22 protein-coding genes are annotated in these 26,429 nt (G+C 53.3%); 10 read left to right on the plus strand and 12 right to left on the minus strand.

What is annotated here, in order from left to right; all coding sequences use genetic code 11:
- Window positions 1–648: 648 nt before the first annotated feature.
- The 9 genes from M5G26_RS26575 to M5G26_RS26615 all read right to left on the minus strand — a co-directional run bounded on the left by M5G26_RS26575 (window position 649) and on the right by M5G26_RS26615 (window position 7,689).
- On the minus strand, window positions 649–1,659 hold the full coding sequence (locus M5G26_RS26575; protein WP_273916923.1) for an MraY family glycosyltransferase: 1,011 nt from the start codon (window positions 1,657–1,659) through the stop codon (window positions 649–651).
- Window positions 1,656–2,618 (minus strand): UDP-glucose 4-epimerase family protein, encoded by a 963-nt coding sequence (locus M5G26_RS26580; protein WP_273916924.1) that lies wholly within the window; start codon window positions 2,616–2,618, stop codon window positions 1,656–1,658. The genes M5G26_RS26575 and M5G26_RS26580 overlap by 4 nt, the downstream gene beginning before the upstream one ends.
- Window positions 2,615–3,538 carry a glycosyltransferase gene (locus M5G26_RS26585; RefSeq protein ID WP_273916925.1) on the minus strand — a complete coding sequence of 308 codons (924 nt, stop codon included), beginning with the start codon at window positions 3,536–3,538 and terminating at the stop codon, window positions 2,615–2,617. The genes M5G26_RS26580 and M5G26_RS26585 overlap by 4 nt, the downstream gene beginning before the upstream one ends.
- Window positions 3,539–3,592: 54 nt before the next feature.
- Window positions 3,593–4,483 carry a glucose-1-phosphate thymidylyltransferase RfbA gene (gene rfbA / locus M5G26_RS26590; protein ID WP_273916926.1) on the minus strand — a complete coding sequence of 297 codons (891 nt, stop codon included), beginning with the start codon at window positions 4,481–4,483 and terminating at the stop codon, window positions 3,593–3,595.
- Window positions 4,480–5,373 carry a dTDP-4-dehydrorhamnose reductase gene (gene rfbD, locus M5G26_RS26595; protein ID WP_273916927.1) on the minus strand — a complete coding sequence of 298 codons (894 nt, stop codon included), beginning with the start codon at window positions 5,371–5,373 and terminating at the stop codon, window positions 4,480–4,482. The genes rfbA and rfbD overlap by 4 nt, the downstream gene beginning before the upstream one ends.
- Window positions 5,370–6,446 carry a dTDP-glucose 4,6-dehydratase gene (gene rfbB, locus M5G26_RS26600; RefSeq protein ID WP_273916928.1) on the minus strand — a complete coding sequence of 359 codons (1,077 nt, stop codon included), beginning with the start codon at window positions 6,444–6,446 and terminating at the stop codon, window positions 5,370–5,372. The genes rfbD and rfbB overlap by 4 nt, the downstream gene beginning before the upstream one ends.
- Window positions 6,447–6,670: 224 nt before the next feature.
- Window positions 6,671–6,910, minus strand: coding sequence for a lipopolysaccharide assembly protein LapA domain-containing protein (locus M5G26_RS26605; RefSeq protein WP_273916929.1), 240 nt, complete (start codon window positions 6,908–6,910; stop codon window positions 6,671–6,673).
- Window positions 6,903–7,229, minus strand: a complete 327-nt coding sequence (ihfB, locus tag M5G26_RS26610) for an integration host factor subunit beta (RefSeq protein ID WP_273916930.1) — start codon at window positions 7,227–7,229, stop codon at window positions 6,903–6,905. Before ihfB ends, M5G26_RS26605 begins: the two co-directional genes overlap by 8 nt.
- A gap of 175 nt (window positions 7,230–7,404) precedes the next feature.
- Window positions 7,405–7,689 (minus strand): hypothetical protein, encoded by a 285-nt coding sequence (locus M5G26_RS26615; protein ID WP_273916931.1) that lies wholly within the window; start codon window positions 7,687–7,689, stop codon window positions 7,405–7,407.
- Window positions 7,690–8,470: 781 nt separating this feature from the next.
- Here M5G26_RS26615 and M5G26_RS26620 point away from each other — a divergent pair.
- From M5G26_RS26620 to M5G26_RS26665, 10 genes are read left to right on the plus strand one after another with little or no spacing between them, the layout of a single operon-like run.
- Window positions 8,471–9,598 (plus strand): DegT/DnrJ/EryC1/StrS family aminotransferase, encoded by a 1,128-nt coding sequence (locus M5G26_RS26620; protein WP_273916932.1) that lies wholly within the window; start codon window positions 8,471–8,473, stop codon window positions 9,596–9,598.
- Window positions 9,595–10,107, plus strand: coding sequence for a GNAT family N-acetyltransferase (locus tag M5G26_RS26625; protein ID WP_273916933.1), 513 nt, complete (start codon window positions 9,595–9,597; stop codon window positions 10,105–10,107). Before M5G26_RS26620 ends, M5G26_RS26625 begins: the two co-directional genes overlap by 4 nt.
- Window positions 10,104–10,901: an ABC transporter permease gene (locus tag M5G26_RS26630; protein WP_273916934.1), complete on the plus strand. Its 798-nt coding sequence runs from the start codon at window positions 10,104–10,106 to the stop codon at window positions 10,899–10,901. Before M5G26_RS26625 ends, M5G26_RS26630 begins: the two co-directional genes overlap by 4 nt.
- Entirely contained in the window at window positions 10,898–11,656 is a 759-nt protein-coding gene (locus tag M5G26_RS26635; RefSeq protein WP_273916935.1) for an ABC transporter ATP-binding protein, read from the plus strand. The genes M5G26_RS26630 and M5G26_RS26635 overlap by 4 nt, the downstream gene beginning before the upstream one ends.
- A gap of 50 nt (window positions 11,657–11,706) precedes the next feature.
- On the plus strand, window positions 11,707–12,738 hold the full coding sequence (locus M5G26_RS26640; protein ID WP_273916936.1) for an acyltransferase family protein: 1,032 nt from the start codon (window positions 11,707–11,709) through the stop codon (window positions 12,736–12,738).
- Window positions 12,735–15,965: a glycosyltransferase gene (locus tag M5G26_RS26645; RefSeq protein ID WP_273916937.1), complete on the plus strand. Its 3,231-nt coding sequence runs from the start codon at window positions 12,735–12,737 to the stop codon at window positions 15,963–15,965. The genes M5G26_RS26640 and M5G26_RS26645 overlap by 4 nt, the downstream gene beginning before the upstream one ends.
- A gap of 17 nt (window positions 15,966–15,982) precedes the next feature.
- The gene (locus tag M5G26_RS26650; RefSeq protein ID WP_273916938.1) at window positions 15,983–17,953 is read left to right on the plus strand and encodes a methyltransferase domain-containing protein; all 1,971 of its coding nucleotides are present in this window, start codon (window positions 15,983–15,985) and stop codon (window positions 17,951–17,953) included.
- A gap of 44 nt (window positions 17,954–17,997) precedes the next feature.
- On the plus strand, window positions 17,998–19,170 hold the full coding sequence (locus tag M5G26_RS26655) for a glycosyltransferase (protein WP_273916939.1): 1,173 nt from the start codon (window positions 17,998–18,000) through the stop codon (window positions 19,168–19,170).
- Between the two features lie 43 nt (window positions 19,171–19,213).
- On the plus strand, window positions 19,214–20,563 hold the full coding sequence (locus M5G26_RS26660; RefSeq protein ID WP_273916940.1) for a UDP-glucose dehydrogenase family protein: 1,350 nt from the start codon (window positions 19,214–19,216) through the stop codon (window positions 20,561–20,563).
- Between the two features lie 11 nt (window positions 20,564–20,574).
- Entirely contained in the window at window positions 20,575–21,585 is a 1,011-nt protein-coding gene (locus M5G26_RS26665) for an NAD-dependent epimerase (RefSeq protein WP_273916941.1), read from the plus strand.
- A gap of 120 nt (window positions 21,586–21,705) precedes the next feature.
- Here M5G26_RS26665 and rpsA read toward each other — a convergent pair whose 3' ends face one another.
- From rpsA to M5G26_RS26680, 3 genes are all read right to left on the minus strand, one after another.
- A complete protein-coding gene (gene rpsA, locus M5G26_RS26670) occupies window positions 21,706–23,388 on the minus strand; it encodes a 30S ribosomal protein S1 (protein ID WP_053122458.1) in 1,683 nt (560 codons plus the stop codon).
- A 119-nt stretch (window positions 23,389–23,507) separates the two neighbouring features.
- Entirely contained in the window at window positions 23,508–24,197 is a 690-nt protein-coding gene (gene cmk / locus M5G26_RS26675) for a (d)CMP kinase (protein ID WP_015093983.1), read from the minus strand.
- Window positions 24,194–26,401, minus strand: coding sequence for a bifunctional prephenate dehydrogenase/3-phosphoshikimate 1-carboxyvinyltransferase (locus tag M5G26_RS26680; RefSeq protein ID WP_263596727.1), 2,208 nt, complete (start codon window positions 26,399–26,401; stop codon window positions 24,194–24,196). The genes cmk and M5G26_RS26680 overlap by 4 nt, the downstream gene beginning before the upstream one ends.
- Between the last annotated feature and the right edge of the window lie 28 nt (window positions 26,402–26,429).

Below are 26,429 nucleotides of genomic sequence, written 5' to 3' on the forward strand. Positions count from 1 at the left end.
GTATTCGCATCCAGCTTCTGGCAATCACCTCGGTACGAAGGGCTCTCACGATCCAGGGTGGTAAAGGGGTAGCTCGCATCCTTGACCCAACCCTCTGAGAAAATTTACGATTCGCGCCGCGCGCTGCAGCCAAGGTCTAACATAAGCTCTTCGCGCCTGCTAAACGAGCCTTGCAAGCCGCCTTAGCGTCGATCCGCCTATAGGACCCCAGCCTTGCGTCGTCTGGTCAAGCGTCATCTGCTTTAGCTGCTACCAAGTAACTACGACGGATGCGGCGTCGATCCAAAAAAATAAGCTTATCATGCGTGCCGCTTGTACGTAACCATTCCGCCCTCACGCCGCGGCTCTACGGATTCGAGCGCCTTCAATACCACGCCTCGCCAGCCTTTATCGCTTCAGGCCGAGATCAATGCTATTAAGATAGCGAATTAGAATGCGCCCCTTTAGAACCCGAAGCATTTACGAAAATTAATGCTTCATACCTTCCTGCTCGCCACAACCAACTCCAACACGCGACACTCTACAATACCTTCAAAGGGAGTCGCGGCTGACGGGACGAGCGCTTACGAATTAGCATTGAGTTCTTGCCTAGGGATAGCACCAAAAAAGGTTACCCAGAGTACATCAAACACTAGAATCAATTCGGTATCATACTCTGTCGCTACCCGCTTTTAACCGAAATGCCAACCAGATCAAAGGCGCGTATGCCAATATGAGATAGATAGAGCCGTAATCACTTCCTACAGATAATACTGCAATCGGTAATAGCCAAAAGACATTGATGGCAATAACGGAAAATGTCACCACACCATGTCTTCCAAATTTCATTGCCGCTTTTTGGTAAGCGTGGCTTCGATGGGCTTCATAAACTTTATGCCCAGTCATCAGTCGACACATCAGAGTGAATGTAGCGTCGACAATGAAGACACCCATCAGGATCAACCAGCTCCACAAAAACTCTGTCGTCTGTGCCGCAGATTGAACAGAAAGACTCGCAAGTACGACCCCCAAAAATCCGCTCCCTGCATCCCCCATAAAAATCTTTGCGGGAGGAAAATTCCAGCATAAAAATCCCAAAACCGCAGCAGCCAGAACCAGGGGGGCCCAAATCAGATCAGTTTCACCACCCAGCCAGTAAACGATGCAAATACTGACACAAACACAGATAGCTTGCGCGCTAGCCAGAGCGTCGATGCCATCCATGAAATTATAAAGGTTGAGCATCCATACAAGATAGAGCGCAGTCCATATGGTGCCGAGCCATCCCAACTGAACAGCAACACCAAAAAAATTGACTTCGTGAATACCGCCCAACCAAAAAATAGCCCACGCGGCAGCGAGGAAATGCCCAAGCAGGCGCCATCTAGCAGCGATATGCCCATGGTCATCGGCGAAACCGATCAGCGCAACAATCAGGCCGGAGCCAAACAATCCAAAAAGTGCCGCTGTGCTTAAGAGATTCAGAGTTGCCAATAAAGGGATTGTTACCAAAAACGCGATAACGATTGCCACTCCACCACCACGTGGTGTGGGTATTACGTGAGAGCTTCGCTCGTTCGGTATGTCTATCAAGCTCTTCGCCAAGGCATAACGGCGCAGAAGAAACGTCCCACCCAAGGACGCAGTAAACACCACAAAAAGTAACAGCCAAACAATCATTTCGTTAACTCTTGCTGGTAAAAACTCGCGGTTCGACGCAGGGCTTTGTCGGTGCTGACAGGCGGCGCCCAAGACAACAACTCAGAGTTCTTGCCGATATCGACTTGAAGGGATTCACAAATACGCTGAACTGCAGCCTTCTTACCTAGAATTGAAGCAAGCAGGTTTAAACACCACTCAGGAACCGGTAGGAGAATCGCACGATTACCAAGTGCTTTGGAAAGACGACGCGCCAATTGTGTCGTCGAAAGATCTTCACCGTCGGAAACTAGAAAAGTTTGGTTCGCTGCCGCTGGATGATCAATGCAGTGGATGATGAGACTAACCAGGTTTTCAACCGAGACCAAGCTTCGTTGATTGTGGATGGCCCCTAAGGGTAACGGAACACCGACTCGCAGCGCGTTCAATAACCGAAGAAAATTACCTTTTACCCGCGGTCCATACACTAGAGGCGGACGCAAGATTACGAGTTCCATACCGGAGTTTTTTGCAAGCTGTGTCAATGCCAATTCTGCTTCGTACTTTGAAATACTGTAGGGATCAAGCGGCTTAGGGTCGTCGTCAGCAGTAAATGGCCTACCCAAACCTGTAGTTTCTCCATTGACTTTGATTGTACTGATGAATATGAAGCGTTTGACTCCGGCCTTGACGGCATGCTTAGCCAACCTCAACGTACCCTCGACGTTGACTTTGCGAAACTCGGCTAATGCATCGGCAGACTTTTCATCCATGATATGGACTCGTGCAGCGGTGTGAATGACCACTTGAACATCGTCTAGCGGTGGTAGCGTCTTTAGATTAGTTAAATCAAAATGCACTACGGGACACAAACCACAGAGACGGGATGCACCCCGTAAGGCTGCGACCGGGGAAAACTCCCTTTCTGCCAATAACCTGAACACCAAAGCCTCGCCAACAAACCCACCAGCCCCGGTGACCAGTATTTTCAGAGCGGTCATTCAGCTCGACTCCCTAACAGCGCAGTTGCCCAGCAAACAAAAAAGAAGAAAATTTTATCACGCCTTCTGCGCCTGCATTTACCAGCACTGAACGACAGCTTAAGTAATTTCAAGCGCCCCAACCCGAACCAGCTTTTCACAAAAGACTGATCATCCTGCCCCACCAATAATGCGACCTTCTTTACTTGGCTGAACCACCATCCGTTATAAATTCTTCGATAGCGAGTAATCAGCGGAATTAATCCGGTATTGGCACCTACTTGATTATTTCCATGTTGCCGATACTCAACTGACGGCATTGGATCAATAAACCAGCGAAAACCATGACTTCGCGCGAACGCATAGATATACCAATCATGAAGAGTTATCGCTTGTAACGCCTGCCAGTTTTCGAGCATCGACGCTTTCAACGCTAATACGAATGCTTTACTCATCACATAGCTGCAACCAGGGCCCGCAGATTCGAATAGATAGTCCCATGTAACCTGAGGCTGCGCTTTGTCGAGTAACTGTGTTCGACCGTCAGGCCAAAATGCTCGGACATTACTGGAATAAGCATCAAGCTGGAGATTATTGATAGTCTCAGTCGCACGCTGTAGCTTGTCTGAGTGCCAGATATCATCTTGATCAGCGAATGAGATGAAATCATAAGCGCTGATATCAACATCACGAATCAAACGAAAAAAATTGCGAGAAGCACCGCCAAATATCTCCCCAGATGGTAGAACAATTACTTGCGAATGCTTATTAGCGTAAGCCGCACACCAAGCTTCAGTGCCATCGGAGGAGGGGTCGATACTGATATATATTGTCACTTTGACTTCGGACTGGCGGAGGATAGAGGTTAGTTGCTCCTCAATCCACTGCATGCCATTAAATGCGGCCAGCAAAACCGCAACATTGGGATGTTTCACTGGCATCGCATTCCTGCTCACTCTTTTCAAACTGCCTTTCGAAAGGCAAAATCCTTCGAATCAGTGAGACGCAGGGTCTAACAGCTTCTGCAGGTACTGACCGTAACCGGTCTTCTTCAGAGCATCAGCTTGTGCACTCAATTGCTCGGAAGTGATCCAGCCATTGTGATAGGCAATCTCTTCCAGGCAGGCAACTTTCAACCCCTGACGCTGCTCAATCGTATGCACGAAATGGCTGGCTTCAAGCAGTGAGTCGTGAGTACCAGTATCGAGCCAAGCGAAACCTCTTCCCAGCATTTCAACGCTGAGAGACTTACGCTCAAGGTAAACACGGTTTACATCTGTAATTTCCAGCTCACCACGCTCAGAAGGTTTGATATTCTTCGCGATATTGACAACTTCATTGTCGTAGAAATACAGGCCGGTTACCGCATAGTTCGACTTAGGTTTAAGCGGCTTTTCTTCGATGCTGAGAGCACGCCCACTGCTATCGAATTCAACCACACCGAAACGTTCAGGATCTGACACATGATAACCAAACACTGTCGCACCGCTCTTTTGCTCAGTAGCAGAGCGCAAATTGTCAGAGAAGTGCTGACCGTAAAAGATGTTGTCGCCCAAGATTAGGCAGCAAGGATCCTTAGCAATAAACTCTTCACCAATGATGAAGGCCTGAGCCAGCCCGTCTGGACTAGGCTGCTCGGCATAAGTCAGCTTGATACCGTACAGACTGCCATCCCCCAGCAACTTGCGAAACAATGGCAAGTCTTCCGGCGTGGAAATAATCAGAATTTCACGCATGCCCGCCAACATCAATACAGACAGCGGATAGAAGATCATCGGCTTGTCGTAGATCGGCAGCATCTGTTTGGATACACCTAGAGTTAGCGGGTGCAGTCGAGTGCCCGAACCGCCAGCCAGGATGATGCCTTTACGATTTGTCGTGGTCATTTGTTTAAAACTTCCCTAAGCATTCTTGTTACACCATTTTGCCAATCCGGCAAGTGTAGAGAAAATTTGTCGCGTAGTTTTTGAGTGTTCAATCGCGAGTTCAGAGGGCGGCGTGCCGGTGTTGGATAATCGATCGTATCGATTGGATTCACCATTGAAACCGCCAGCTCTTCACCGCTTGCCTTGGCAAAATCGATGACGTGACTCGCATAACCGTGCCAGGAAACTTCCCCGGCAGCCGCCAAATGATAGAGCCCCGCCAGCTCAGGATGCTTCAAGACCTGCTGAATGACCAACGCCGTCACATCGGCGATCAGATCGGCCCCGGTCGGAGCACCTACCTGGTCACTGATGACGTTGAGCGTCTCGCGCTCCCTGGCCAGGCGTAACATGGTTTTTGCGAAATTATTGCCGCGGGCGCTGTAAACCCAGCTGGTCCGAAATATCAGATGTTTGCAATCCGAAGCAGCAATTGCCCGTTCTCCGGCCAGTTTGCTGACGCCATACTGATTTACAGGAGAGACGATATCCGTCTCACACCAAGAGGTCACACCCTCACCACTAAACACGTAGTCGGTCGAGTAGTGAATAAGCCATGCATCTAGCGATGCTGCTTCTTCTGCCAAAACTTGAACGGCTTGCGCGTTGACTCGATTTGCCTGTTCAATTTCTGATTCAGCACCATCGACCGCGGTGTAAGCTGCGGCATTTACGATTATGTCGGGCTGTATCTGGCGAATCGTTATACGTAATGCTTCTAGATCGGACAAGTCGCCACTCAAGCCGTTTGCCTGCTGACGATCCAGGGCGATCAACTCACCAAGCGGTGCGAGGGAGCGTTGCAGCTCCCAGCCCACTTGGCCATTTTTTCCTAAAAGAAGGATTTTCATTTTTTGTTCGAGCGATCTGCGTAATTCTGATCAATCCACTGCTGGTAACTGCCACTCTTCACATGAGCAACCCATTCAGTGTTGTTCAGATACCACTCTACGGTTTTGCGAATACCCGTTTCAAAGGTCTCTTCAGGCGTCCAGCCCAGCTCACGCTGAATCTTGCTCGCATCGATAGCATAGCGCTGGTCGTGCCCCGGACGATCCTGAACGTAAGTGATGAGACTGGCGTGCGGGAGATGGTCAGAATCAGGGCGCAGTTCATCCAATAGCGCACAAAGGGTGTTTACTACCTCAATGTTCTGCTTTTCATTATGGCCACCGATATTGTAAGTCTCACCAATGACACCTTCCGTCACCACCTTGTACAACGCACGCGCGTGATCTTCCACGTATAACCAATCGCGAACCTGATTGCCTTTGCCATAAACCGGCAACGCCTTGCCTTCCAACGCATTGAGGATGATCAGCGGGATCAATTTTTCAGGGAAGTGGCAAGGACCGTAGTTGTTCGAGCAGTTGGTAACGAGCGTAGGCAACCCGTAAGTACGAGCCCAAGCGCGAACCAGATGGTCCGAACTGGCCTTGCTGGCCGAGTACGGAGAGCTAGGTTGATAGGGTGTGGTTTCAGTGAACAGGTCTTCCGGCCCCTCGAGATCACCATAGACTTCATCAGTGGAAATGTGGTGAAAGCGGAATTCTGCCTTGCGAGTGTCATCCAAGGCAGCCCAATAGTGGCGCGCTGCCTCTAGCAAAGTGTATGTACCAATAATATTGGTATGAATAAATTCCGACGGACCGGAAATAGAGCGATCAACGTGGGATTCTGCAGCAAGATGCATGATTGCATCGGGCTGGTGCTCACGTAAAATCCGGTCAATCTGCTCGCGATCACATATATCAACGCGCTCGAATGCGTAACGAGAACTGTTCCCAGCTTCCGACAAAGACTCTAGGTTGCCCGCGTAAGTCAGCTTGTCGACGTTAACGACGGAGTCGGTGGTGTTGAAGATTATGTGACGGATGACTGCCGAGCCGATGAACCCGGCGCCGCCTGTAACTAGAATTTTCACGCGAAACCATACCCTTGAGCTGCGGGCAGCGCCACAACACGCGCTGCCTAATCCATGAATTAAAAAGCCGTCAGTACATCAGGCCTTTATCAGAGTCAGTGTGAACCGATGTAGAACTACACCATCATCGAACAAGGGTTGCATTTTACAGCTAAATGAACCTTTTACTAATGGATAAAGAGAGGATAGGTGCAATTTCGACAGATGCCCTGCACCTATAGGTCTTAGGCAAGACTTTTGCGAGAAACTCTGGACGATCGCCCCAAAAACCAGCCCAGAACAGGCCCAACCAGCATGCCGACGAGCAGTGCCAACACCACGACCAGTGAAATCGGAAGTTGAGGCCCGGAAAACCCAAGAAACAAAATCGATACCTGCTGTTGATTTTCAAGGACGAAAGCCAAGACAACCAGCATCAGCAGAAGAAGGAAAAAACCGAGAAAGACTCGTTTAAAACTACGCATGAGCATCCCCCTTGTAATCCGAAGCGAGCTCACCCTCCTCCTCTTCGTTTACACGATCTCGCAGCTCTTTTCCTGGCTTGAAATGCGGGACAAACTTTCCGTCAAGGCTGACAGACTGCCCGGTTTTCGGGTTTCGCCCAACGCGCGGCGCACGATAGTGCAAGGAGAAGCTGCCAAAACCACGGATCTCTATCCGATCCCCGGTGGCGAGACACTGAGACATTTGCTCAAGCATGGTCTTGATCGCCAACTCCACATCCTTGGATGAGAGTAGCCCTTGATGGGTGACAATTCGTTCGATCAACTCCGACTTCGTCATTTTTTTCCCTTCTTTTTCAAGCAGCTAGATCAGCGCTTCAAAGGTTTTAGCACGCCCCGCGGTTTTTGAACAGCCTGAGCACTACCTTAACTAACCAGCGCTACCGCCCACCCACCTTCCAGTCAATCGATACGGGGCTCAACCCGCTAAATCTGCAGCCCTGCAACGTGCTTTTTCAGGACTGGCACACTACGACCATCGTTCGAGTGAGATACCCGGCAGGATTCCAGCCGAACGGATAATCCTCCGCGTTTTCTTCAGCTTCGCTGGATTTGACTAACACCTTATAGCCTCGCCCCGAACACTCCCGGACCGCGCGCTTGTAACACCTTTCCCAGTTTGAGCCGAGGCCGGAACAATCGATTTTGACTGTGGCAGTACCATGAACGACATGAGTCCGGCTGTTGGTCGTACACCCCGCCAAAATCAACAGCACCGCAGCAGCAAGCAACTTGCTCATCCCCTCTCCACCTTTTATCCCCCTGGCTTGCAGCCTCCAGCCAAACCTGCCACCTCCCTGACAGGCCTACTTAAATGCAGACCTTGCCATACCGCATTTGGTTTCCCTCATGCTGCCGGTGCCACGTATTTCCAATCTATTCGAACTCCTCTCGGCAGCGGAGGGGCTTCGAACATTCCGACAGAGTGGCTTATTTCATAATGTTTCAGGATAGTCACCAATCGACTCGGATGTGGCCGAAACCCCCATTCCACCGCGCCTCATTTCGGGACGTCGGTCAAAAAGTAGCGACCGCGACCTGACAGCCTTGCGATGGATTAAGGGAACAGAAATGGTTATGATTGCCACGTCTAGCGTAGGACAATTCTGAAAACATGCGGAGAAATGCAGAAAAAACAATAAAGACAGGCTTCGTCCTACAATAAACTCGGATTCATCTCTCGATTCAGGTTGTACAGCCAGTTTTTACACCGATTATCAGGCCTCCCGCCGACGCTTTAACTCGACAAAGCAATTCAACTCGATTGTTGTATTGCCAAAAGAGCACATGCCGAAGCAGGCCTCTAGGTGCGACAAGGCTTGCCTCCTGTTTTTGGAGTTGAGACATGGAATTGTCCTCGTTGTTTGTAACACCCTACTTGATACATCTCCCATAAAAAGTGATCTGGCTTCGATGTCACCGCATCGATCCAGTGGCGATATCCCCAACTCTTGCACAACCTAAATCGGTAAGTAAGGCACCCCCCAGCTTTTAGCCGAACTTGCTTATAAGGACATTCTCATGTCAATTCAGCTGTTTATTCCAAAATTCCGCATCGATGAATGCCTCGCAGCTATTCGCGAGTGCCTCGAAAAAGGCTGGACCGGTCTTGGTTTCAAGACCACCGCCATGGAAGAAGAATGGAAGTCCTACACCGGCTTGCCGCACGCCCACTTCCTGAGCTCCAACACAGTGGGTCTGCACCTCGCTGTTGAACTTTTTAAAACCAAGTTCGGCTGGACTGATGAGGATGAAGTCATCACCACCCCGCTGACTTTTATCTCCACCAACCACGCGATTCTGTATGCGGGCATGAAACCGGTATTCGCGGACGTCGACGAATCGCTGTGCCTGGACCCGGAAAGCGTGATCGAACGCATCACGGAAAAAACCAAGGCGCTGATCTTTGTAGGCATTGGCGGCAACGTCGGGCAGTACGAGAAAATCGTCGACATCTGTAAAGAACGCAACATCAAGTTGATCCTCGATGCCGCTCACATGGCGGGAACCCGACTCAACGGCAAACACGTCGGACAAGAAGCAGATTGCGTGGTATTCAGCTTCCAGGCCGTAAAAAATCTGCCGACCGCCGACTCAGGAATGATCTGCTTCAAAAGTAGAGAAGACGATGAGCGTGTTCGTAAGCTGAGCTGGCTGGGCATCAACAAAGACACCTTCGCTCGTACCGCCGCACAGGGTGCATACAAGTGGATGTACGACGTCGAAGAACTCGGCTACAAATACCACGGCAATTCGATCATGGCAGCCATGGGCCTAGTACAACTGAAGTATCTGGATCTGGACAACGCCTACCGTCGCCAACTGGCTAACTGGTATCGCCAGAACCTGGTTGGTCAGACCAAAATCAGTATTATCAACGTGACGCCGGGGTGTGAGTCCTCTACTCACTTGCTGCAGGTTCGCGTCAAGGATCGCGACGCACTGATGCTCGCCCTGAACGAACATCAGATCTATCCGGGCGTGCACTACCGTGACAACACTGAGTACTCGATGTACTCGTTCGGTGCCGGCACTTGCCCGAATGCAACGAAAGCCAGCCAGGAAATCCTCTCGCTGCCGATGCATCTAGGTCTGTCGCGTGCCGATGTAGACACCGTGTGTGAACTACTGATCCGTTACGCGAAATGAAGCGCTCACTCCCCTCGGTCGAGGCAGGCGCATTGCGCCTCCGTCTAATCGAAGAGAGTGACCTGCACGATACCTTGTCCTGGAGAAACCGGGACGAGGCACGTGTCTGGTTTAAGACTTCGACACCTTTAACCTACGAACAGCACGCTAACTGGTTCCATCAGCGCTACCTGCGGAGCGACACAGACTTTCTGTTTGTTGTAGAAACAGAGGGAGTCCTGGTAGGACAAGCGTCCGTCTATGGAATCGACTGGCAGGCACGCACCGCGGAAGTCGGTCGCTTCCTGGTTGACTCCACTCAAGCGGGACGCGGCTATATCAGTCGCGCCTGTGGAGTATTGTTGGATATTTGTTGGCACACGCTGGATCTGGACTACGTATTTCTCGAAGTCATCGATACCAATGCTCGCGCAATCCACCTTTACCGCAAGCATGGTTTCAGTGAGGAGGAACATTACGACGGACTCATAAGAATGGGCCTCAGAAAAAACCAGGCGAGAACTGAATGACAAGTGTGACAAGGCTGCTCACCGATAGCACGCGTGCAATGAAAATGTGGCGCGTCTGGGTGTATCTGGGCGTACAGGACATCAAGGCAAGGTTCCACCGATCATTCTTCGGCCCACTATGGATAGTCCTGACGACAGGTTTTTTTGTGACCGGCGTCGGCCTGATCTACGGATTGCTGTTTGGCCAACCGGTCCATGAGTTTTTGCCTTATCTGGCGTGCGGTTTCGCTCTATGGGGCTTTATCGTTGCGTCAATCACCGATGCCAGCTCGACATTCGTAAGGGCCGAGGGATACATCAAACAGTTCTCCTATCCCAAGCAGATCTATTTGCTGAGGACGCTGATTTCCAGCGTCATTGTGCTGCTTATCGGCATCGCCGTTGTGATACCCGTGCAACTGTTCTTCAACGAGATCAGCCCGTTTGGTTGGCTGCTCGCGATTCCTGGGCTGGCTATTCTGATCATGGCCGCATTCGGCCATATCGCGATTAGCGCATATCTGGGCGCGCGCTTTCGGGACTTCCCGCACGCCATGGCAGTCATGCTTCAAATGTTGTTTTTCATCACCCCAATCATGTTCCCGATAAAACTGTTACATGAAAAAGGGCTCGGGTTCATCTATCAACTCAACCCTCTGTACTACCTCATCGATGTGGTGCGGCATCCCATCATCCAAGGTGAACTTGCCCTGCCGGAAAACTACCTTTACGCCGGCATTTATGTACTGATGACCTGGCTAACTGCACTGCTTGTCGCCTACAAGCTCGACTCTCGCGTGGTTTTCCTTTTATGACTCATGCATCACTGGTTCTGAAAAACGTCGACATCACTTTCGAAGGCGCGCTCAGTAGCGAAGAGGGCTTGAAAAGCTGGTTAAAGCGCAAGTTGCTAACGCGCAATACCGATGCAGCCACCAATTATCGTATCGAGGCGCTCAAAGGCATTAATCTCGAGATCAACCATGGCGAGCGTGTTGGACTGATTGGTCTCAACGGTGCCGGCAAGAGCACCCTGCTAAAAGTTATGGCGGACATTTATCCACCGACCGCAGGTTCGGTTTCGATTAAGGGACATGTATGCCCGATGTTCGAATTCGCCACCGGCTTCGAGATGAATCAGTCAGGCTGGGACAACATTCGCATTCGCGGGCTGTTGTTGGGCATGCCCGCCGATGCAATCGAGGCGAAGCTACCCGAGATTGCTGCATTCACCGAACTGGGCGACTTTCTCGACTACCCGGTACGCACCTACTCCTCGGGTATGTTCATTCGGTTAGCGTTTGCCGTTTCGACCAGCATCAACCCGGAAATTCTACTGATTGACGAAGTCATGGGTGCCGGCGACATTTCATTCGCAGAAAAAGCCAAGCGACGCATGTTTGAATTCATGGAACAGGGAAAAATCCTGGTTTTCACCACCCATAACTTCAATCTCCTGAATGACTTCTGCACCCGCACAGTGTGGCTGCATAAAGGCCAGATTGTCGCAGATGGCCCTACCGACGAAATCGTCAAGCGCTACAACGAAGCGCACACCAACGCTCAATAAAAATCTCAACCTTTTCCGGCCAAGACTCATAGCTAGGATAGCGAGCAAAAATGACGCCCCCTTATAACTTAAAGAACATTCAAGCCCTGCGATGGCTGGCAGCACTGTTGGTTTTCGTTCAACACGCGGTCTATTTCTCCGGACAAATCAATAACGACTCGATACAAGAATTTTTGCGACTGAGCTTCGGATCGATCGGCGTCTTCGTGTTTTTCATCATTTCCGGCTTTGTCATCGCCTTGCAGACAGACAAGAAACCAAGCCTGTTCGCCGCGCACCGACTCGCACGCATTTATCCGGCCTTTTTCATTGCCGCCATTGTTGCCTCGCTGATTTTCTTTCTCTTCTCCAACTACCGTCCCGTTCTGAACAGCGGCACCCTTTCGATGCTGCTGATTCCAGTCGGCTCTCTGAACGGAACGTTCCAGATCCCGTACTGGACATTGATCTATGAGGTGTTTTTCTATGCGCTGGTGTTGCTGGCGATGATTGCCTTCAAAGCCAGGCCGCAACTGTTGAATATTGCCATGTTTGCTTGGCTGCTGGTCATCCTTGGGTTTTCTAACGCAGGCATCAAGACCAGTGTCGCCATGCCGACGTTGAGTGAAATCGTTATTTCGACGCTGAACATTTACTTCATCGTCGGTTTCTTCCTGTCGCGACTGCTTTTCTCGCCGACAAGCAGGATTGCCTATGCCGCTCTCTTCGCCATGGCATTGGAGGCGGTGTATTTTCCTGAACTGCGCTATACCGCCATCATCTGCACAATGGGCGCCATCGCTATCCTGTCACTGGTGAGATTACCCGCACTGCCAGCATTTCTTATCAAATTGGGTGACTACTCCTACGGCATCTACCTGATGCACATGCCGGTTATCTTTTGCCTGTTCCTGGCCCTCAAACCTCACGGCGTGGACTTCTACACTTCGATTGCGATCATGACTGTGATTGCATTGCCGGCAGCGATTCTGTTCGGCAAGTTCGAATACTGGTTTTATCAAACCAAGATTCGTCCGGCTGTAGACAAATTCCTGACCCGCCCGAACCCGCTTCATCAGAATCAGCCTCTGGAACAACCATGAAATTTAGTGATTTCTCATCTGACCTGAAAATTCATGCCAGCTCCAAGGCGCCGTCGAAACCGAAGGTCACGGTGATTCTGCCGACCTATTCCCGTGGCCACGGACCACTGCAGGAGTCCATCGACAGTGTATTGGCCCAAAGTTACAGAAACTTTGAACTGATCATTGTCGACGACGGTTCACGGGACGGCTCCGCGGCCGTGCTGCAGGAATACCTGAAGAAAGACTCGCGCATTATCGTTCACTCGTACCACAAGAACAGTGGCCTGCCAGCCTTGCGCGTCAACCAGGCGGCGTTGCATGCGAAAGGCAAGTATATCGCCTATCAGTTCGACGATGACATGTGGACCGAGCACAGTCTGCAAGTGCGCGTCGAGCAACTGGAAAAGTGCAGCAGACCTTCTGTGGCCTATGCCAACGCTAGCGTCGACATCGCCCTCGCCGACGGGTCGATCACCACTCGCAAGCTGGGCGGACCGTTCAACTACGGTCTGTTGATGAACGGCAACTACATTGCCAACAACACGATCATGCACCACAAGTCACTGTTCGACATCGCAGGCATGTATGACTCCCACGTCATGATGCGCCGCTACTCGGACTATGACCTGTGGTTGCGATTCGCCAAACACGCCGACTTCATCTGGGTCGACGAAGTGACGTCGCATGTGCGCGCCAACCTGGTCGACTCACTGGGAAAGGAAATTCCACTGTTCTTTGCTCGGTACAGAAAGAGCCTGGCGATTCCACGCGATCACCTGCTCACCCCTGCGACCATCAACAACTACGACGTCATCGATCTCTCGCAATTTGCCGATACGTTCACCGAAGCGGAAATCATTGAATACCGGCGCATGGAAGCCGCGCCTTTCCTGACCAAGTTCAATGACTATTGCAGCGACTCCGAAATGGCAGTTGCCGCGGCCGCTCGAGGACGCAAGCTGCACTTGCTGACCGTGAAACCCGACTATTCGACGTCGGTGGATGTCACTATTCACAACTTCACCCTGCTGCCAGAACAGCGAGCGATCACCAGCACGTTCGTCAAGGAAAACGATCTTCCGGCCATCGACCTGGCGGGTGTGGATGTGACCGTGCTCTATCGCACGGTCGGCGTTGCCGGCAGCCAGTTCGTCAAGAACCAGAAGGGCAAGATGCCTTTGGCTTACTTGATGGACGACAACATGCTGCACTTCCATGAAGTCGGCCCTCAACACAGCTTTCTTGCCCCTGGCACACCGACGTATCAGAACATCGCGCAACAGATCCAGTCGGTCGACACCTGCATCGGTTACAGCGATGCGATCAATGAAGACTTGCGCGAACTCAACAGCAAAACGGTTCGGCTTAACACCAACATTCATGCCCGATTCGTGCAGAAACGCACCTACAGTCGCGGCAAGCGTCTGAAAGTCGCAATCATGTCCGGCGCCGTACGCGAGGATATTCTGCGTGAGCTATGGCAGGCCCTTGCGAACTTCGCCAGCACCCATAGCAACTCGGTGGAGTTCCACTTCTGGGGTCTGGATCCTGCGAAGTTTGGCACACTGGAATGCCCGGTATACTTCAAACCTTTCACCCACGTCTACGAAAGCTATATTCGCGACTTGAGCGAAACGAGCTTCGACATCGCACTGGTTCCCCTGGATTTCAGCACCCGCGCTGCGCGCAGCAAAAGCCCGGTCAAACTGCTGGAGTCGGTCGCTGCCGGCGCCATTGGCGTCTTCACCGATGCCGTGCCCTACTCCGACATTCCAGACGCCTGTTGTGTGAAAGTCGAAAACACCGTCGAAGCATGGGAACAGGCGCTGACTCACTGCTACGACATGGGTCAGCAAAAGCGCGATGAGATACTTGAGAACGCCAGGGAGCTGGTGTTTTCGCGCTATACCACCGAGTCGCAGTTCTATGACTTCCTGGCCAGCTGCGAAGCTGTTCGCCTGCATTCCAGACTGGGCGACAAAGCCATTGCCTACGCATTCCACGAAACAGCCCTGGGCGGTGCCACGCTGCACCTGATCCGACACGCCAGCCTCGTCGCATCGCTAGGCTTTCGAGTCGTAGGCATTGTTCCGCAGGATGCAACCTACGGCCCGATCTTCAAGGCACGGTGGGACGCCGCAACGAACGGGGCAAACCTGATCGAAGAGCAATGGCCTTCCGGGTATATCGACAGTGCGCAACCGCAGCGTCCTTTCCAGCAGCAGGACGAAGCGGCGGCACGCCATCTGTCCAATTGCCTGGAGCCGGAAAGAATCGGCTTCCTGCACTTTGCAACGTGGTCACCGACCATGAGCCTGCTGGCCAAGCAACTGGGGATTCCCTGCAGCGCCAGTGTCCACCAGTTTTATGAAGGCGCCGGCAACTCCATCGTTCACTTTGCCGACTCGATTCACTGCTCTTCGCTGACTCACGGTTTTAAATGGTCGAGCCTATCGAAGAGTCCGGCGCGGCGTATCGTCTGCCCGGTCGCCGATGATTACTTCGCAAGCTTTGCAGCCAATCGCGCCCGAGCGGCAAAGAGCGGCAATGCCCTGCGAATTCTCGTATCCGGCACTCTGCAGCCGCGCAAGAATCAACTGGGTGCGATTCAGGCAGCGATCTTGCTCAACGATGCCGGGTTTGACGTGTCACTGGACTTGATCGGCTACACGGTATTCCACAATCAATACTTGGCCGAATGCACTTCATTAATTGAATCCAGCCAATATAAAGATAAATTCATCATTCATGGTTTTATCGATGATCCAAAACCGTTTTATGATAAGTGCGACCTGTTGCTGATATCGGCTACCGATGAGTCCATGCCCCAGACAATGTTGCAGGCGATGGCCATGGGCATACCCGTCGTATCAACAATTGTCGGCGGCGTAGCGGAGATCATCAAACACCGCTATAGCGGCTTCCTCGCCCAGAATGAAAGTCCTGAGGCAATGGCAGCGGCCGTCTCGCAGTACATCCAGTTGTCAAAATTGCAGCGCCTGGAAATCGTTGATCGCGCGCAGCGGTCGATGCAGTTCCTTGCCCGTCCGACGTATGTCCGTTCCGAACTGGTGGACCTGTACAACCAGGCATTCGAGGAATTCGCGTTGTACCAGAAAGCTGCAAAGAAGCCGGGCAAAAACATGCCCAACACGTCGGCGACTTCGTATGAACAGATGCTGCTTGCAACTCTGAACACCACCCGCAGTCAGATCAGCCAATTAAGCAGAGCGCTGGATAAATGACGTTTGAGAATGAAGTGGTGAACGTTGACCTGGGTTGCGGGAAACGCAAGCAGGAAGGATTTTTCGGCATTGATCGTTTCCCGATGCCGGAAGTCGATATGCTCGCCGACATCGATCTCGGCATTCCGCTGCAAGATGATTCGGTCGACATGTTGTTCTCGTCGCACTTCCTGGAGCACGCCCGTGATCTGATGTTCACCATGCGGGAAATTTATCGCGTCTGTAAGCATGGGGCGCAGGTCTGCATTATCGCGCCTTATAACGAACAGAAACTGAACATTGCCAACCCCTACCACATCACGATTTTCAACGAGCACACGCCTCGCTTCTGGACTGACCACACGGAAACACCGGTGGATGAAGCTGACTATGCGGATCCGGTAAAGCGCCCCTGGGGACTTTCAAAGTCAGACAACTCCAATCCTGGTCTCGATATTCGACTGATCAACATGGAGTTTTTCTACTTCCCCGAGTACTTGCCTCTACCGCTCGAGCAAAAGAGAAAGTTTCGTAACGAGCGATTCAACGTATGTGACCAGATCATGTACCAATTGATCGTTTGGAAAGGTGATGAATGCTCGCCTGGCGTCAGCTACGAAGATCACGTCAGCGCATTCAAACCTTATGAACCTCATTACATCAGGCACCTCAAGATGCACGAGCAAAACGAAATCATCCAGAAGTTCACTCAGTCGGAAACCGCTCTTCGTCAGCGAATCGAGGGCCTGAAAACTGAACTTGCACAAGTCACCAGCGCGGCGCAAGCAGCATCGGCACAAGCGGCTGCAACACCGGCGATTACGACTGATGCACTTCTGGAACGACGCATCAATGAGTTGACCGAAGATCGTGCATTGACCGATCGCCTGCTGCATGAAGCGCGTGCGGACAATCACCAATTGCGATTGCAGGTGATGAGCGCCTTTGAAAAGGCCGAAGCTCTTTCGGCACAGATCCACGAAGGCAAAACCCGGTTGATGAAGTCTCAACTGGAGCAAGAGCAACTGAACGACCAGATCGCCCGCCTGAGCGAACAGAACGCCAAACTCGAAAGCGACAATGTCGACGCCTTGCTGCTCGTCAACGAACTGCATGAGCGCCTGGCAGAAGCCCAATCGAATACCTCGGCCGCTCATCAGTCGCTGCTGGATCAGACTCAGGAAAACAAGGACCTGCGTTCCCGCCTGGAAGTGTCAGCCATTGCCAATGCCAAAGTCGCCCTGGTCAAAGCCGAACTCGTTGCCGCCAATGGCATCATCGACTGGTATCGTGCCAAGGAAGAAACCTGGAACATCGAACAGCATCGCCTTCAGCAGGACGTGCTCAACGCCCAGCAGGCGACGAAGAAAACTGCACTGACTCAGTCGCCTCTCGCCCAGCAAGTGCAACATCTGAACCTGGCACTCAACAACGCACAGAGCCAGGCTAGCCAATCGCGCAACGAAGCGTTGCAGGTCATTGATAACCTTCAATTGGAAGTCCAAGCGTATCGCTCCTCGCGCTCCCTGCAACTGGTGTCGCTGTACAAGAGCAAAAGTTCGCTGTGGAACTCGATCTCCCCGGCATTCACACCGCTCAGAGCCTTTACCGAAAAACACCTGCTCAAGACTTCACGGCCTGTTCTGACACTTGGCGATGACTTGCGCAACGTTCCCTATCGCGAATACCTGATGCCACTTCGTCAGGAGAACCTCGGTGGCGTATTGCTCGCGGTTCGACCGCTGATGCGCGGACAAATGGGCCTGCTGGGTGTAGAGATCGTCTCCAGCAAGGACGAAGTTGTCGCTCATATCGTCCTGCCACTGGCCGACATCGATCCAGAAGTGCCGACCCGCTTTAAACTTCCGACAGTCATCACTCTGGACGCCAACTGGTATCTGCGTGTTTTCGTGAGGGACTCCGACGTACCGGTCGCCCTTTACGAAGTCAGCCAGTACTCCATCATGAAAAAACGTACCAAATACTTCCCGTTTGCTGCTCTCCAGTAATGGTCAAAGGGCTCAGCTTGATGAAGGGAAAAATAGATATCCTGATGGTTATCGAAGGCGAGATAGCAACGACTCATTTGATTGAGCACATGTTGTCCGCCTGTCGAGCCTATGGTGTCGTCTACCGGAAGAAATTTCTGTCGGAGTTGACGATCGCGGATATTCGCAAAACCACGATTCCACTGTTCGTGCGCAGCGGCGATCCGTCGCTGCGCCTGTGGATCGAGAAACTGCAGAACGCCAATCATCCTTATATTTACTACATCGATGACAATTTCTGGAAAATCGAAGGCGATTCACCGATCGCCAAGTATTACCAGCATCCACTGATCCGACACACACTGGAAATCGCTGTTTCGAGCGCTCACAGAGTACTGACGAATTCTGACTTGCTCGCAGAGTTTTTATTTCAGCTCAATGAAAAGATCGAAGTACTGCCCTCGTTCTTCGATTTTTCCTTGTTGCAGTCCGCCCGAAAGGTCGAGCTCGATGAACTGCGAATAGGCTTTGCCGGCAGCCCTTCGAGGGCTGACGACCTGGATATCATCAAGCCGGTCATATCCCCTCTTCTTCAGGCGTATCCGCAGGTCGTCTTCGAATTCATTGGCGCTGCGCCAAATGATCTTGAGCTCAACGACCGTATTCGCTACTTTCCCCACACCACGGACTATGCAGGCTTCCTGCATTTCAAGCAGGAACGCCAATGGTCGATCGGCCTCGCTCCGCTTATCGACAATGCCTCGAATCGCTGCAAGACCAATAACAAGTACCGGGAATACTCGGCGTGTGGCCTGCCCGGGGTGTATACGGATATGCCGCCCTATCAGCGATCAATCGTCCAGGGTGAAACCGGGCTTCTTTCGCCCAATACACCTGATGCGTGGTACTCGGCAATCAGCCGATTGATTGACGACAAGGCGCTGCGGGAAAGCATTGCAGCAAAAGCCTACGACGACGTTTTCAAAAAGCACTCTGTTGCCCACGTGGCGACCATCTGGTCCGAGCACTTCGCTCAAGTTCATCAGCACATGAAGCGCCGCAAGATCAGTCCGTTGCGAACCAACCGACTCAGATCCCATGTCATGACGTGCTTTCTTCGATTCGAATCGCTTTGGGTACGTGCAGCAACCGTGTATTCCCAAGGCGGAATACGTCTGCTGGTACGAAAACTGATCAATCGGATCAAATTCGCCTTCACACGCAGCGATTCTCTTTAATCAGCCCCTCGATAGCGGCCCCGAATTTATCAGGATGTAAATTATGCGAGTTACAGTTTTCGGCACCGGTTATGTCGGACTCGTCACGGGCGCTTGCCTTGCAGATGTTGGCCATGACGTGATGTGTGTCGATGTCGATAACGCGAAAATCGAGAATTTGAAGCTGGGTGTCATTCCGATTTACGAACCGGGTCTGGACGCACTGGTGGCACAGAACCAGCGCGAGGGTCGCCTGCATTTCACAACCGACGCCAAGCAAGCCGTGGATTTCGGTGAGTTGCAAATGATCGCGGTGGGTACTCCGCCCAACGAGGATGGCTCTGCCGACCTGCAACATGTGCTGACCGTGGCCCGCACCATCGGTCAGTACATGACCGAACGCAAAGTGATCGTGAACAAGTCGACGGTTCCGGTAGGCACTGCCGACAAAGTCAGCCAGACAGTCGCTGCGATCCTGCAAGCCAGAGATGCCAGACTCGATTTCGATGTCTGCTCCAACCCCGAATTTCTCAAGGAAGGCTCGGCCATTGAGGATTTCGCCAAAGGAGCCCGTATCATCGTCGGAACCAAATCCGAAGTGGTCAAAACGGTCATGCGCGAGTGCTACGCACCTTATAGCCGCAACCACGACAAATTGATTTTCATGGATGTGCGCGCTGCCGAACTGACTAAATATGCAGCCAATGCAATGCTGGCAACCAAGATCAGTTTCATGAACGAAATCGCGCAGATGGCAGAACGCCTGGGGGCCGATATCGAACAGGTCCGACTGGGCATCGGCTCCGATCCACGAATAGGTTTCCAGTTCATTTACCCCGGTTGCGGATACGGCGGCTCATGTTTCCCGAAAGATGTTCAGGCGCTGGCCCGAACCGCTCATGAAATCGGCTATGAGGCGCAACTGCTCAACGCCGTAGAGGCCGTCAACAATCGTCAGAAGAACGTGATATTCGAAAAGCTGTCACTCGCCTTCGATCACGATCTTAAGAACAAAACCATCGCCGTCTGGGGCCTGTCCTTCAAACCCAATACTGACGACATGCGCGCAGCGCCCAGTCGCAATCTGATCGAAGCGATCTGGGCGGCAGGCGGCAAGGTTCAGGCATTCGACCCCGCCGCCATGAACGAGGCCACGCGCATTTACGGAACCCGCGACGATCTGCAACTGACGGCCAATCGTGAAGCGGCGCTGGAAGGTGCGGATGCCTTGGTAATCTGCACAGAATGGAAACAATTTCGCACCGTCGACTTCAAGTGGCTGAAAACCTGCCTTAATTACCCGGTGCTGATCGACGGTCGCAATCTGTTTGATCCTGTAACAGTCAAAAAAGCAGGGTTCATGTACTACGCAATCGGTCGCGCTGACTCGCTCGTGCCTGTTCTGAAACCCTGAGGAGCTGTCCCATGAAAGTACTAGTGACTGGCGCAGCCGGTTTTATCGGTTTTCATGTCAGCCAGGCGCTGCTCGCCCGCGGCGATGAAGTCGTCGGTATCGATAATCTGAACGATTACTACGAGGTGGCCCTCAAGGACGCTCGTCTCGCGCAATTGACGCCGCACGAGCGCTTCCGGTTTATCCGCATGGACATCGGTGACCGGGTTGCGATGGCGGACCTGTTCGAGACAGAAGGCTTTGAAAAAGTTGTTCATCTCGCAGCGCAAGCCGGCGTGCGGTATTCGCTGGAGAATCCTCACGCGTATGCAGACAGCAACCTGGTAGGCTTCTTGAACATTCTTGAGGGCTGTCGACAAACTCACGTCAAACATCTGGTTTACGCCTCGTCCAGCTCAGTGTACGGCGCCAACGAAAGCATGCCTTTCGCCGTTCACGACAATGTTGACCACCCTGTGTCGCTGTATGCCGCCACGAAGAAGGCCAACGAGCTAATGGCGCACTCGTACAGTCATCTCTATGGATTGCCGACTACCGGGTTACGCTTTTTCACTGTCTACGGGCCATGGGGCCGGCCTGACATGTCGCCGTTCCTGTTCGTGCGGGCGATTCTTGAAGGTAAACCGCTGAAGGTTTTCAATCACGGAAAGCATCGCCGAGACTTCACGTACATCGACGATATCGTCGACGGTGTCATAAGGGTTCTTGACCATGTGGCTGTGCCGAACGCTCAATGGTCAGGGCTGAAGCCGGACCCAGCTTCCAGTGCCGCGCCCTGGAGGCTTTACAACATTGGCAACAGTCAACCGGTCGAATTGTTGGACTACATCAACCACATCGAACAGGCGCTAGGCAAAACCACTCACAAAGAGCTCTTGCCGTTACAACCGGGCGATGTGGAACATACCTATGCCGATGTGAAGCAGTTGAAGCTCGATACCGGCTACGCACCCAGTACTCCGATTCAAAGCGGGATACAGCGCTTTGTGAACTGGTACAAGGACTTCTACAACGTCAGCTGATGCGCTTATCGTTCAAAACATCAAGCAACGCCGGATCTCGTGCTCCGGCGTTTTTTTTTGCCGAATCGCAGGCACAAAAAAGGGCGACCGAAGTCGCCCTTTTTCATGATCAAGCAGAACTTAGTTCTGTTTGGCCATTGCCTGGCGCAGCAGTGCCGCCATGGTGGTGTCGCCAGTAGGAGCTTCTTCAGCCTTCAGGCTTTGGATAGCTTCTTTCTCTTCAGCATCGTCTTTCGACTTGATGGAGAGCTGGATCACGCGGCTCTTGCGGTCAACGCTGATGATCTTGGCTTCTACTTCCTGGCCTTCTTTCAGAACGTTGCGCGCGTCTTCAACGCGGTCACGGCTGATTTCGGAGGCTTTCAGAGTCGCTTCGATATCGTCGGCCAGAACGATGATGGCGCCTTTGGCGTCAACTTCTTTCACAGTGCCCTTAACGATTGCGCCTTTGTCGTTCTCTTGAACGTACTCGGAGAACGGATCGCTTTCCAGTTGCTTGATACCCAGGGAGATACGCTCGCGCTCTGGGTCAACCGACAGGATAACGGTGTCCAGCTCGTCGCCCTTCTTGAAACGACGTACGGCTTCTTCGCCCACTTCGTTCCAGGAGATGTCGGACAGGTGAACCAGACCGTCGATGCCGCCGTCCAGACCAATGAAGATACCGAAATCGGTGATCGACTTGATGGTGCCGGAGATTTTATCGCCCTTGTTGAACTGGCCAGAGAAATCTTCCCATGGGTTAGATTTGCACTGCTTGATGCCCAGGGAGATACGACGACGCTCTTCGTCGATGTCCAGAACCATAACTTCCACTTCGTCGCCGACTTGTACGACTTTCGAAGGGTGGATGTTCTTGTTGGTCCAGTCCATTTCCGAAACGTGTACCAGACCTTCAACGCCTTCTTCCAGCTCAGCGAAGCAGCCGTAGTCGGTCAGGTTGGTTACACGAGCGGTAACGCGAGTGCTTTCTGGGTAACGGGCTTTGATAGCAACCCATGGATCTTCGCCCAGTTGCTTCAGGCCCAGGGAAACACGGTTGCGTTCGCGATCGTATTTCAGAACCTTAACGTCGATTTCGTCACCAACGTTGACGATCTCGGAAGGATGCTTGATGCGCTTCCAGGCCATGTCGGTGATGTGCAGCAGGCCGTCCACGCCACCCAGATCGACGAATGCGCCGTAATCGGTGAGGTTTTTGACGATACCTTTGACTTGCTGGCCTTCCTGCAGGGATTCCAGCAGAGCTTCACGCTCGGCGGAGTTCTCGGCTTCCAGGACGCTGCGACGGGAAACGACAACGTTGTTGCGCTTCTGGTCCAGCTTGATGACCTTGAATTCCAGCTCTTTGCCTTCCAGGTGCGTGGTGTCGCGCACTGGACGGACGTCAACCAGGGAACCTGGCAGGAACGCACGGATGCCGTTAACGTCGACAGTGAAGCCGCCTTTAACCTTACCGTTGATAACGCCCTTGACCACTTCCTCAGCTGCGAATGCTGCTTCCAGAACGATCCAGCACTCAGCGCGCTTGGCTTTTTCACGGGACAGCTTGGTTTCACCGAAACCGTCTTCAACCGAGTCCAGAGCAACGTGAACTTCGTCACCGACATTGATAGTCAGATCGCCAGCGTCGTTGTAGAACTGCTCAAGCGGGATGAGTGCTTCAGACTTCAGGCCAGCGTGAACGGTTACCCAGCGAGCTTGGTAATCGATATCAACGATAACACCGGTGATGATGGAGCCTGCCTGAAGGTTCAGGGTTTTTAGGCTTTCTTCAAAGAGTTCCGCAAAGCTTTCGCTCATTTTAATTCCTGTAAATGAGGGCGAAGGATACGCCCATCTCCACACCCCAGACGGTGTGGGTTAGTTTCATATAGAAGAAGCGCCGCAGGACTATGACTGGTCCCCTGTGGCCTTCTTGGTCACCCGGCGATATCGCGAATGGCGATCTCGCTCATGATGCGTTCAAGCACCTGATCGATGGACAACTCCGTGGAATCCAGCTGTATGGCGTCAGCCGCCGGCTTAAGCGGGGCTACCGCTCGCTGGGTGTCACGCTCGTCGCGAGCACGGATCTCATCTAGCAGACTCGACAGACTAACACCCTCGACTTTGCCCTTCAACTGCAAATATCGACGGCGCGCCCTCTCCTCGGCACTGGCGGTCAGGAAAATCTTCAGCGGTGCGTCCGGAAAAACCACCGTGCCCATGTCGCGACCATCGGCCACCAGGCCCGGCGCTTCCTGGAATGCACGCTGACGCTGCAGCAGCGCCTCGCGTACGGCGGGCAATGCAGCCACTTGCGAAGCGCCGGAGCCGACGCTTTCGGTGCGAATGACATCGCTGACTTCGTCACCCTCCAGGATGATGCGCTGCAACTGACCGTCGGTCGCCGCGATGAATTGAACATCCAGATGAGCGGCAAGCTTCTTCAGCAGCTCTTCATTGGTCAGATCAACACCGTGATTGTGTGCAGCAAATGCCAGCAAGCGGTACAGCGCACCGGAATCCAGCAAGTTCCAGCCCAGACGCTTGGCCAGAATTCCGGCTACGGTGCCTTTGCCCGAGCCGCTTGGCCCATCAATGGTGATGACTGGAGCAATGTTTTTCACGACTGAGCCTCTTGTGCCACACGAATACCGACCTGCCCACACAGCGCGAGGAAGTTCGGGAACGACGTCGCGACGTTGGCGCAATCGTGGATGCGGATCGGTGCAGTGGCGCGCAACGAGGCAACGCTGAACGCCATCGCGATACGGTGATCGCCATGACCATGCACTTCGCCGCCGCCGATCTGGCCGCCGTCGATGATGATGCCGTCCGGGGTCGGCTGGCATTTCACGCCCAGCGCCAACAGACCGTCCGCCATCACCTGGATACGATCCGATTCCTTGACCCGCAGCTCTTCAGCGCCAGTCAGCACGGTACGCCCTTCGGCGCAGGCAGCCGCCACGAACAGCACCGGGAATTCGTCGATGGCCAGCGGAACCAGCTCCTCGGGAATCTCGATACCTTTGAGTTTAGCTGCCCGCACGCGCAGGTCAGCCACCGGCTCGCCGCCGACTTCACGCTGGTTTTCCAGAGTGATGTCCGCGCCCATGAGACGCAGGATGTCGATCACGCCGGTACGAGTCGGGTTGATGCCGACGTGCTCGAGCACCAGCTCGGAACCTTCGGCGATCGAGGCCGCTACAAGAAAGAATGCCGACGACGAGATGTCGCCCGGTACTTCGATGTGAGTGGCTGTCAGCTTACCGCCCGTTTCAACCGATGCCGTGGCGCCTTCAACGCTTACCGGGTAGCCGAAACCACGCAGCATGCGCTCAGTGTGATCGCGAGTCGGCGCTGGTTCGGTCACGGTGGTCTTGCCTTCAGCGTACAGACCGGCGAGCAGCAGGCAGGATTTCACCTGAGCACTGGCCATCGGCATGGTGTACGTCAGGCCTTTGAGTTTGTGCCCGCCACGAATGGTCATCGGTGGACGACCTTCGGCAGCAGTTTCGATCACGGCGCCCATTTCACGCAGTGGATTGGCTACGCGATTCATCGGACGCTTGGACAGCGAGGCATCGCCAGTCAAAACACTGTCGAAGTTCTGCGCCGCCAGCAGGCCGGACAGCAGACGCATCGAAGTGCCGGAGTTCCCCAGATAGATCGGGCCCGGCGCCGGCTTCAGGCCATGCAGGCCGACACCGTGGATGGTCACGCGGCCGTGGTGCGGGCCTTCGATGACCACGCCCATGTCGCGGAATGCCTGCAAGGTCGCCAGGGCGTCTTCGCCCTCAAGGAAGCCTTCGACTTCGGTGACGCCTTCGGCCAGCGAGCCGAGCATGATCGAACGGTGGGAAATGGATTTGTCACCCGGTACGCGAATCCGACCGGACAGGCGGCCACCAGGTTGAGCCAGGAAGATCAGATCGTTGGAATTCATAGCGTCCACATAGGCCCTGCGGGCCAGGATTTTACTGAAATGCTCGCGGGCAACCCGGGCGCGCGTGAAAACGCCCAGCAATTGATGCCCATCCCCTGCATCGACCGCGTCGCGCAAGGCGTCGAGGTCGCTGCGAAATGTATCGAGTGTGCGCAGGACAGCCTCGCGGTTGGCGAGGAAGATGTCGTGCCACATCACCGGGTCGCTTCCGGCGATTCTTGTGAAATCGCGGAAACCGCCCGCAGCGTAACGGAAGATCTCAAGATTTTCATTGCGCTTGGCCAACGAATCGACCAGACCGAAGGCCAGCAGGTGCGGTAGATGACTGGTCGCGGCCAGCACCTCATCGTGACGCTCGACCTGCATGTGCTCGACGTCGGCGCCCAATTCGCGCCACAGACGATCGACCACAGCCAGCGCCGCCGGGTCGGTTTGCTCGAGCGGCGTGAGAATCACTTTGTGACGACGGAACAGTTCGGCATTGGAGGCTTCCACCCCGCTCTGCTCGGAACCGGCAATCGGATGCCCCGGCACGAAACGCGCCGGCATACCACCGAACGCTTCGGTTGCCGCACGCACCACATTGCCTTTGGCGCTGCCGACATCGGTCAGAATCGCCTGCCCCAGATCCATGCTCGCCAGACGCGCGAGCACTTTTTCCATGGCCAGAATCGGCACCGCCAGCTGAATCACATCAGCGCCCTGGCATGCAGCCGCCAGATCATCCTCACAACGATCAACCACACCCAACTCGACCGCCAGCTTGCGCGATTGCGGGTCGAGATCGACCCCGACCACTTCGCGGCAGATACCGCTTTCACGCAAGCCTTTGGCAAACGAACCACCGATCAACCCCAGACCGACCACCACAAGGCGACCGATCATAGGTGCAGCAGATTGCAGTGCAGTGACA

Origin of the sequence: Pseudomonas sp. TNT2022 ID642 (assembly GCF_028656995.1) — a bacterium.
Lineage (GTDB): Bacteria > Pseudomonadota > Gammaproteobacteria > Pseudomonadales > Pseudomonadaceae > Aquipseudomonas.

Excerpts from the sequence above, each read along its gene's own strand:
- ihfB (WP_273916930.1), bottom strand. The coding sequence starts at position 7,229 with ATGACGAAGTCGGAGTTGATCGAACGAATTGTCACCCATCAAGGGCTA.
- M5G26_RS26665 (WP_273916941.1), top strand. The coding sequence starts at position 20,575 with ATGAAAGTACTAGTGACTGGCGCAGCCGGTTTTATCGGTTTTCATGTC.
- M5G26_RS26660 (WP_273916940.1), top strand. The coding sequence starts at position 19,214 with ATGCGAGTTACAGTTTTCGGCACCGGTTATGTCGGACTCGTCACGGGC.
- M5G26_RS26620 (WP_273916932.1), top strand. The coding sequence starts at position 8,471 with ATGTCAATTCAGCTGTTTATTCCAAAATTCCGCATCGATGAATGCCTC.
- M5G26_RS26640 (WP_273916936.1), top strand. The coding sequence starts at position 11,707 with ATGACGCCCCCTTATAACTTAAAGAACATTCAAGCCCTGCGATGGCTG.
- M5G26_RS26630 (WP_273916934.1), top strand. The coding sequence starts at position 10,104 with ATGACAAGTGTGACAAGGCTGCTCACCGATAGCACGCGTGCAATGAAA.
- M5G26_RS26645 (WP_273916937.1), top strand. The coding sequence starts at position 12,735 with ATGAAATTTAGTGATTTCTCATCTGACCTGAAAATTCATGCCAGCTCC.
- M5G26_RS26625 (WP_273916933.1), top strand. The coding sequence starts at position 9,595 with ATGAAGCGCTCACTCCCCTCGGTCGAGGCAGGCGCATTGCGCCTCCGT.
- M5G26_RS26605 (WP_273916929.1), bottom strand. The coding sequence starts at position 6,910 with ATGCGTAGTTTTAAACGAGTCTTTCTCGGTTTTTTCCTTCTTCTGCTG.
- M5G26_RS26575 (WP_273916923.1), bottom strand. The coding sequence starts at position 1,659 with ATGATTGTTTGGCTGTTACTTTTTGTGGTGTTTACTGCGTCCTTGGGT.
- M5G26_RS26635 (WP_273916935.1), top strand. The coding sequence starts at position 10,898 with ATGACTCATGCATCACTGGTTCTGAAAAACGTCGACATCACTTTCGAA.
- rfbA (WP_273916926.1), bottom strand. The coding sequence starts at position 4,483 with ATGACCACGACAAATCGTAAAGGCATCATCCTGGCTGGCGGTTCGGGC.
- M5G26_RS26580 (WP_273916924.1), bottom strand. The coding sequence starts at position 2,618 with ATGACCGCTCTGAAAATACTGGTCACCGGGGCTGGTGGGTTTGTTGGC.
- M5G26_RS26585 (WP_273916925.1), bottom strand. The coding sequence starts at position 3,538 with ATGCCAGTGAAACATCCCAATGTTGCGGTTTTGCTGGCCGCATTTAAT.
- M5G26_RS26655 (WP_273916939.1), top strand. The coding sequence starts at position 17,998 with ATGGTTATCGAAGGCGAGATAGCAACGACTCATTTGATTGAGCACATG.
- rfbD (WP_273916927.1), bottom strand. The coding sequence starts at position 5,373 with ATGAAAATCCTTCTTTTAGGAAAAAATGGCCAAGTGGGCTGGGAGCTG.
- M5G26_RS26615 (WP_273916931.1), bottom strand. The coding sequence starts at position 7,689 with ATGAGCAAGTTGCTTGCTGCTGCGGTGCTGTTGATTTTGGCGGGGTGT.
- rpsA (WP_053122458.1), bottom strand. The coding sequence starts at position 23,388 with ATGAGCGAAAGCTTTGCGGAACTCTTTGAAGAAAGCCTAAAAACCCTG.
- M5G26_RS26680 (WP_263596727.1), bottom strand. The coding sequence starts at position 26,401 with ATGATCGGTCGCCTTGTGGTGGTCGGTCTGGGGTTGATCGGTGGTTCG.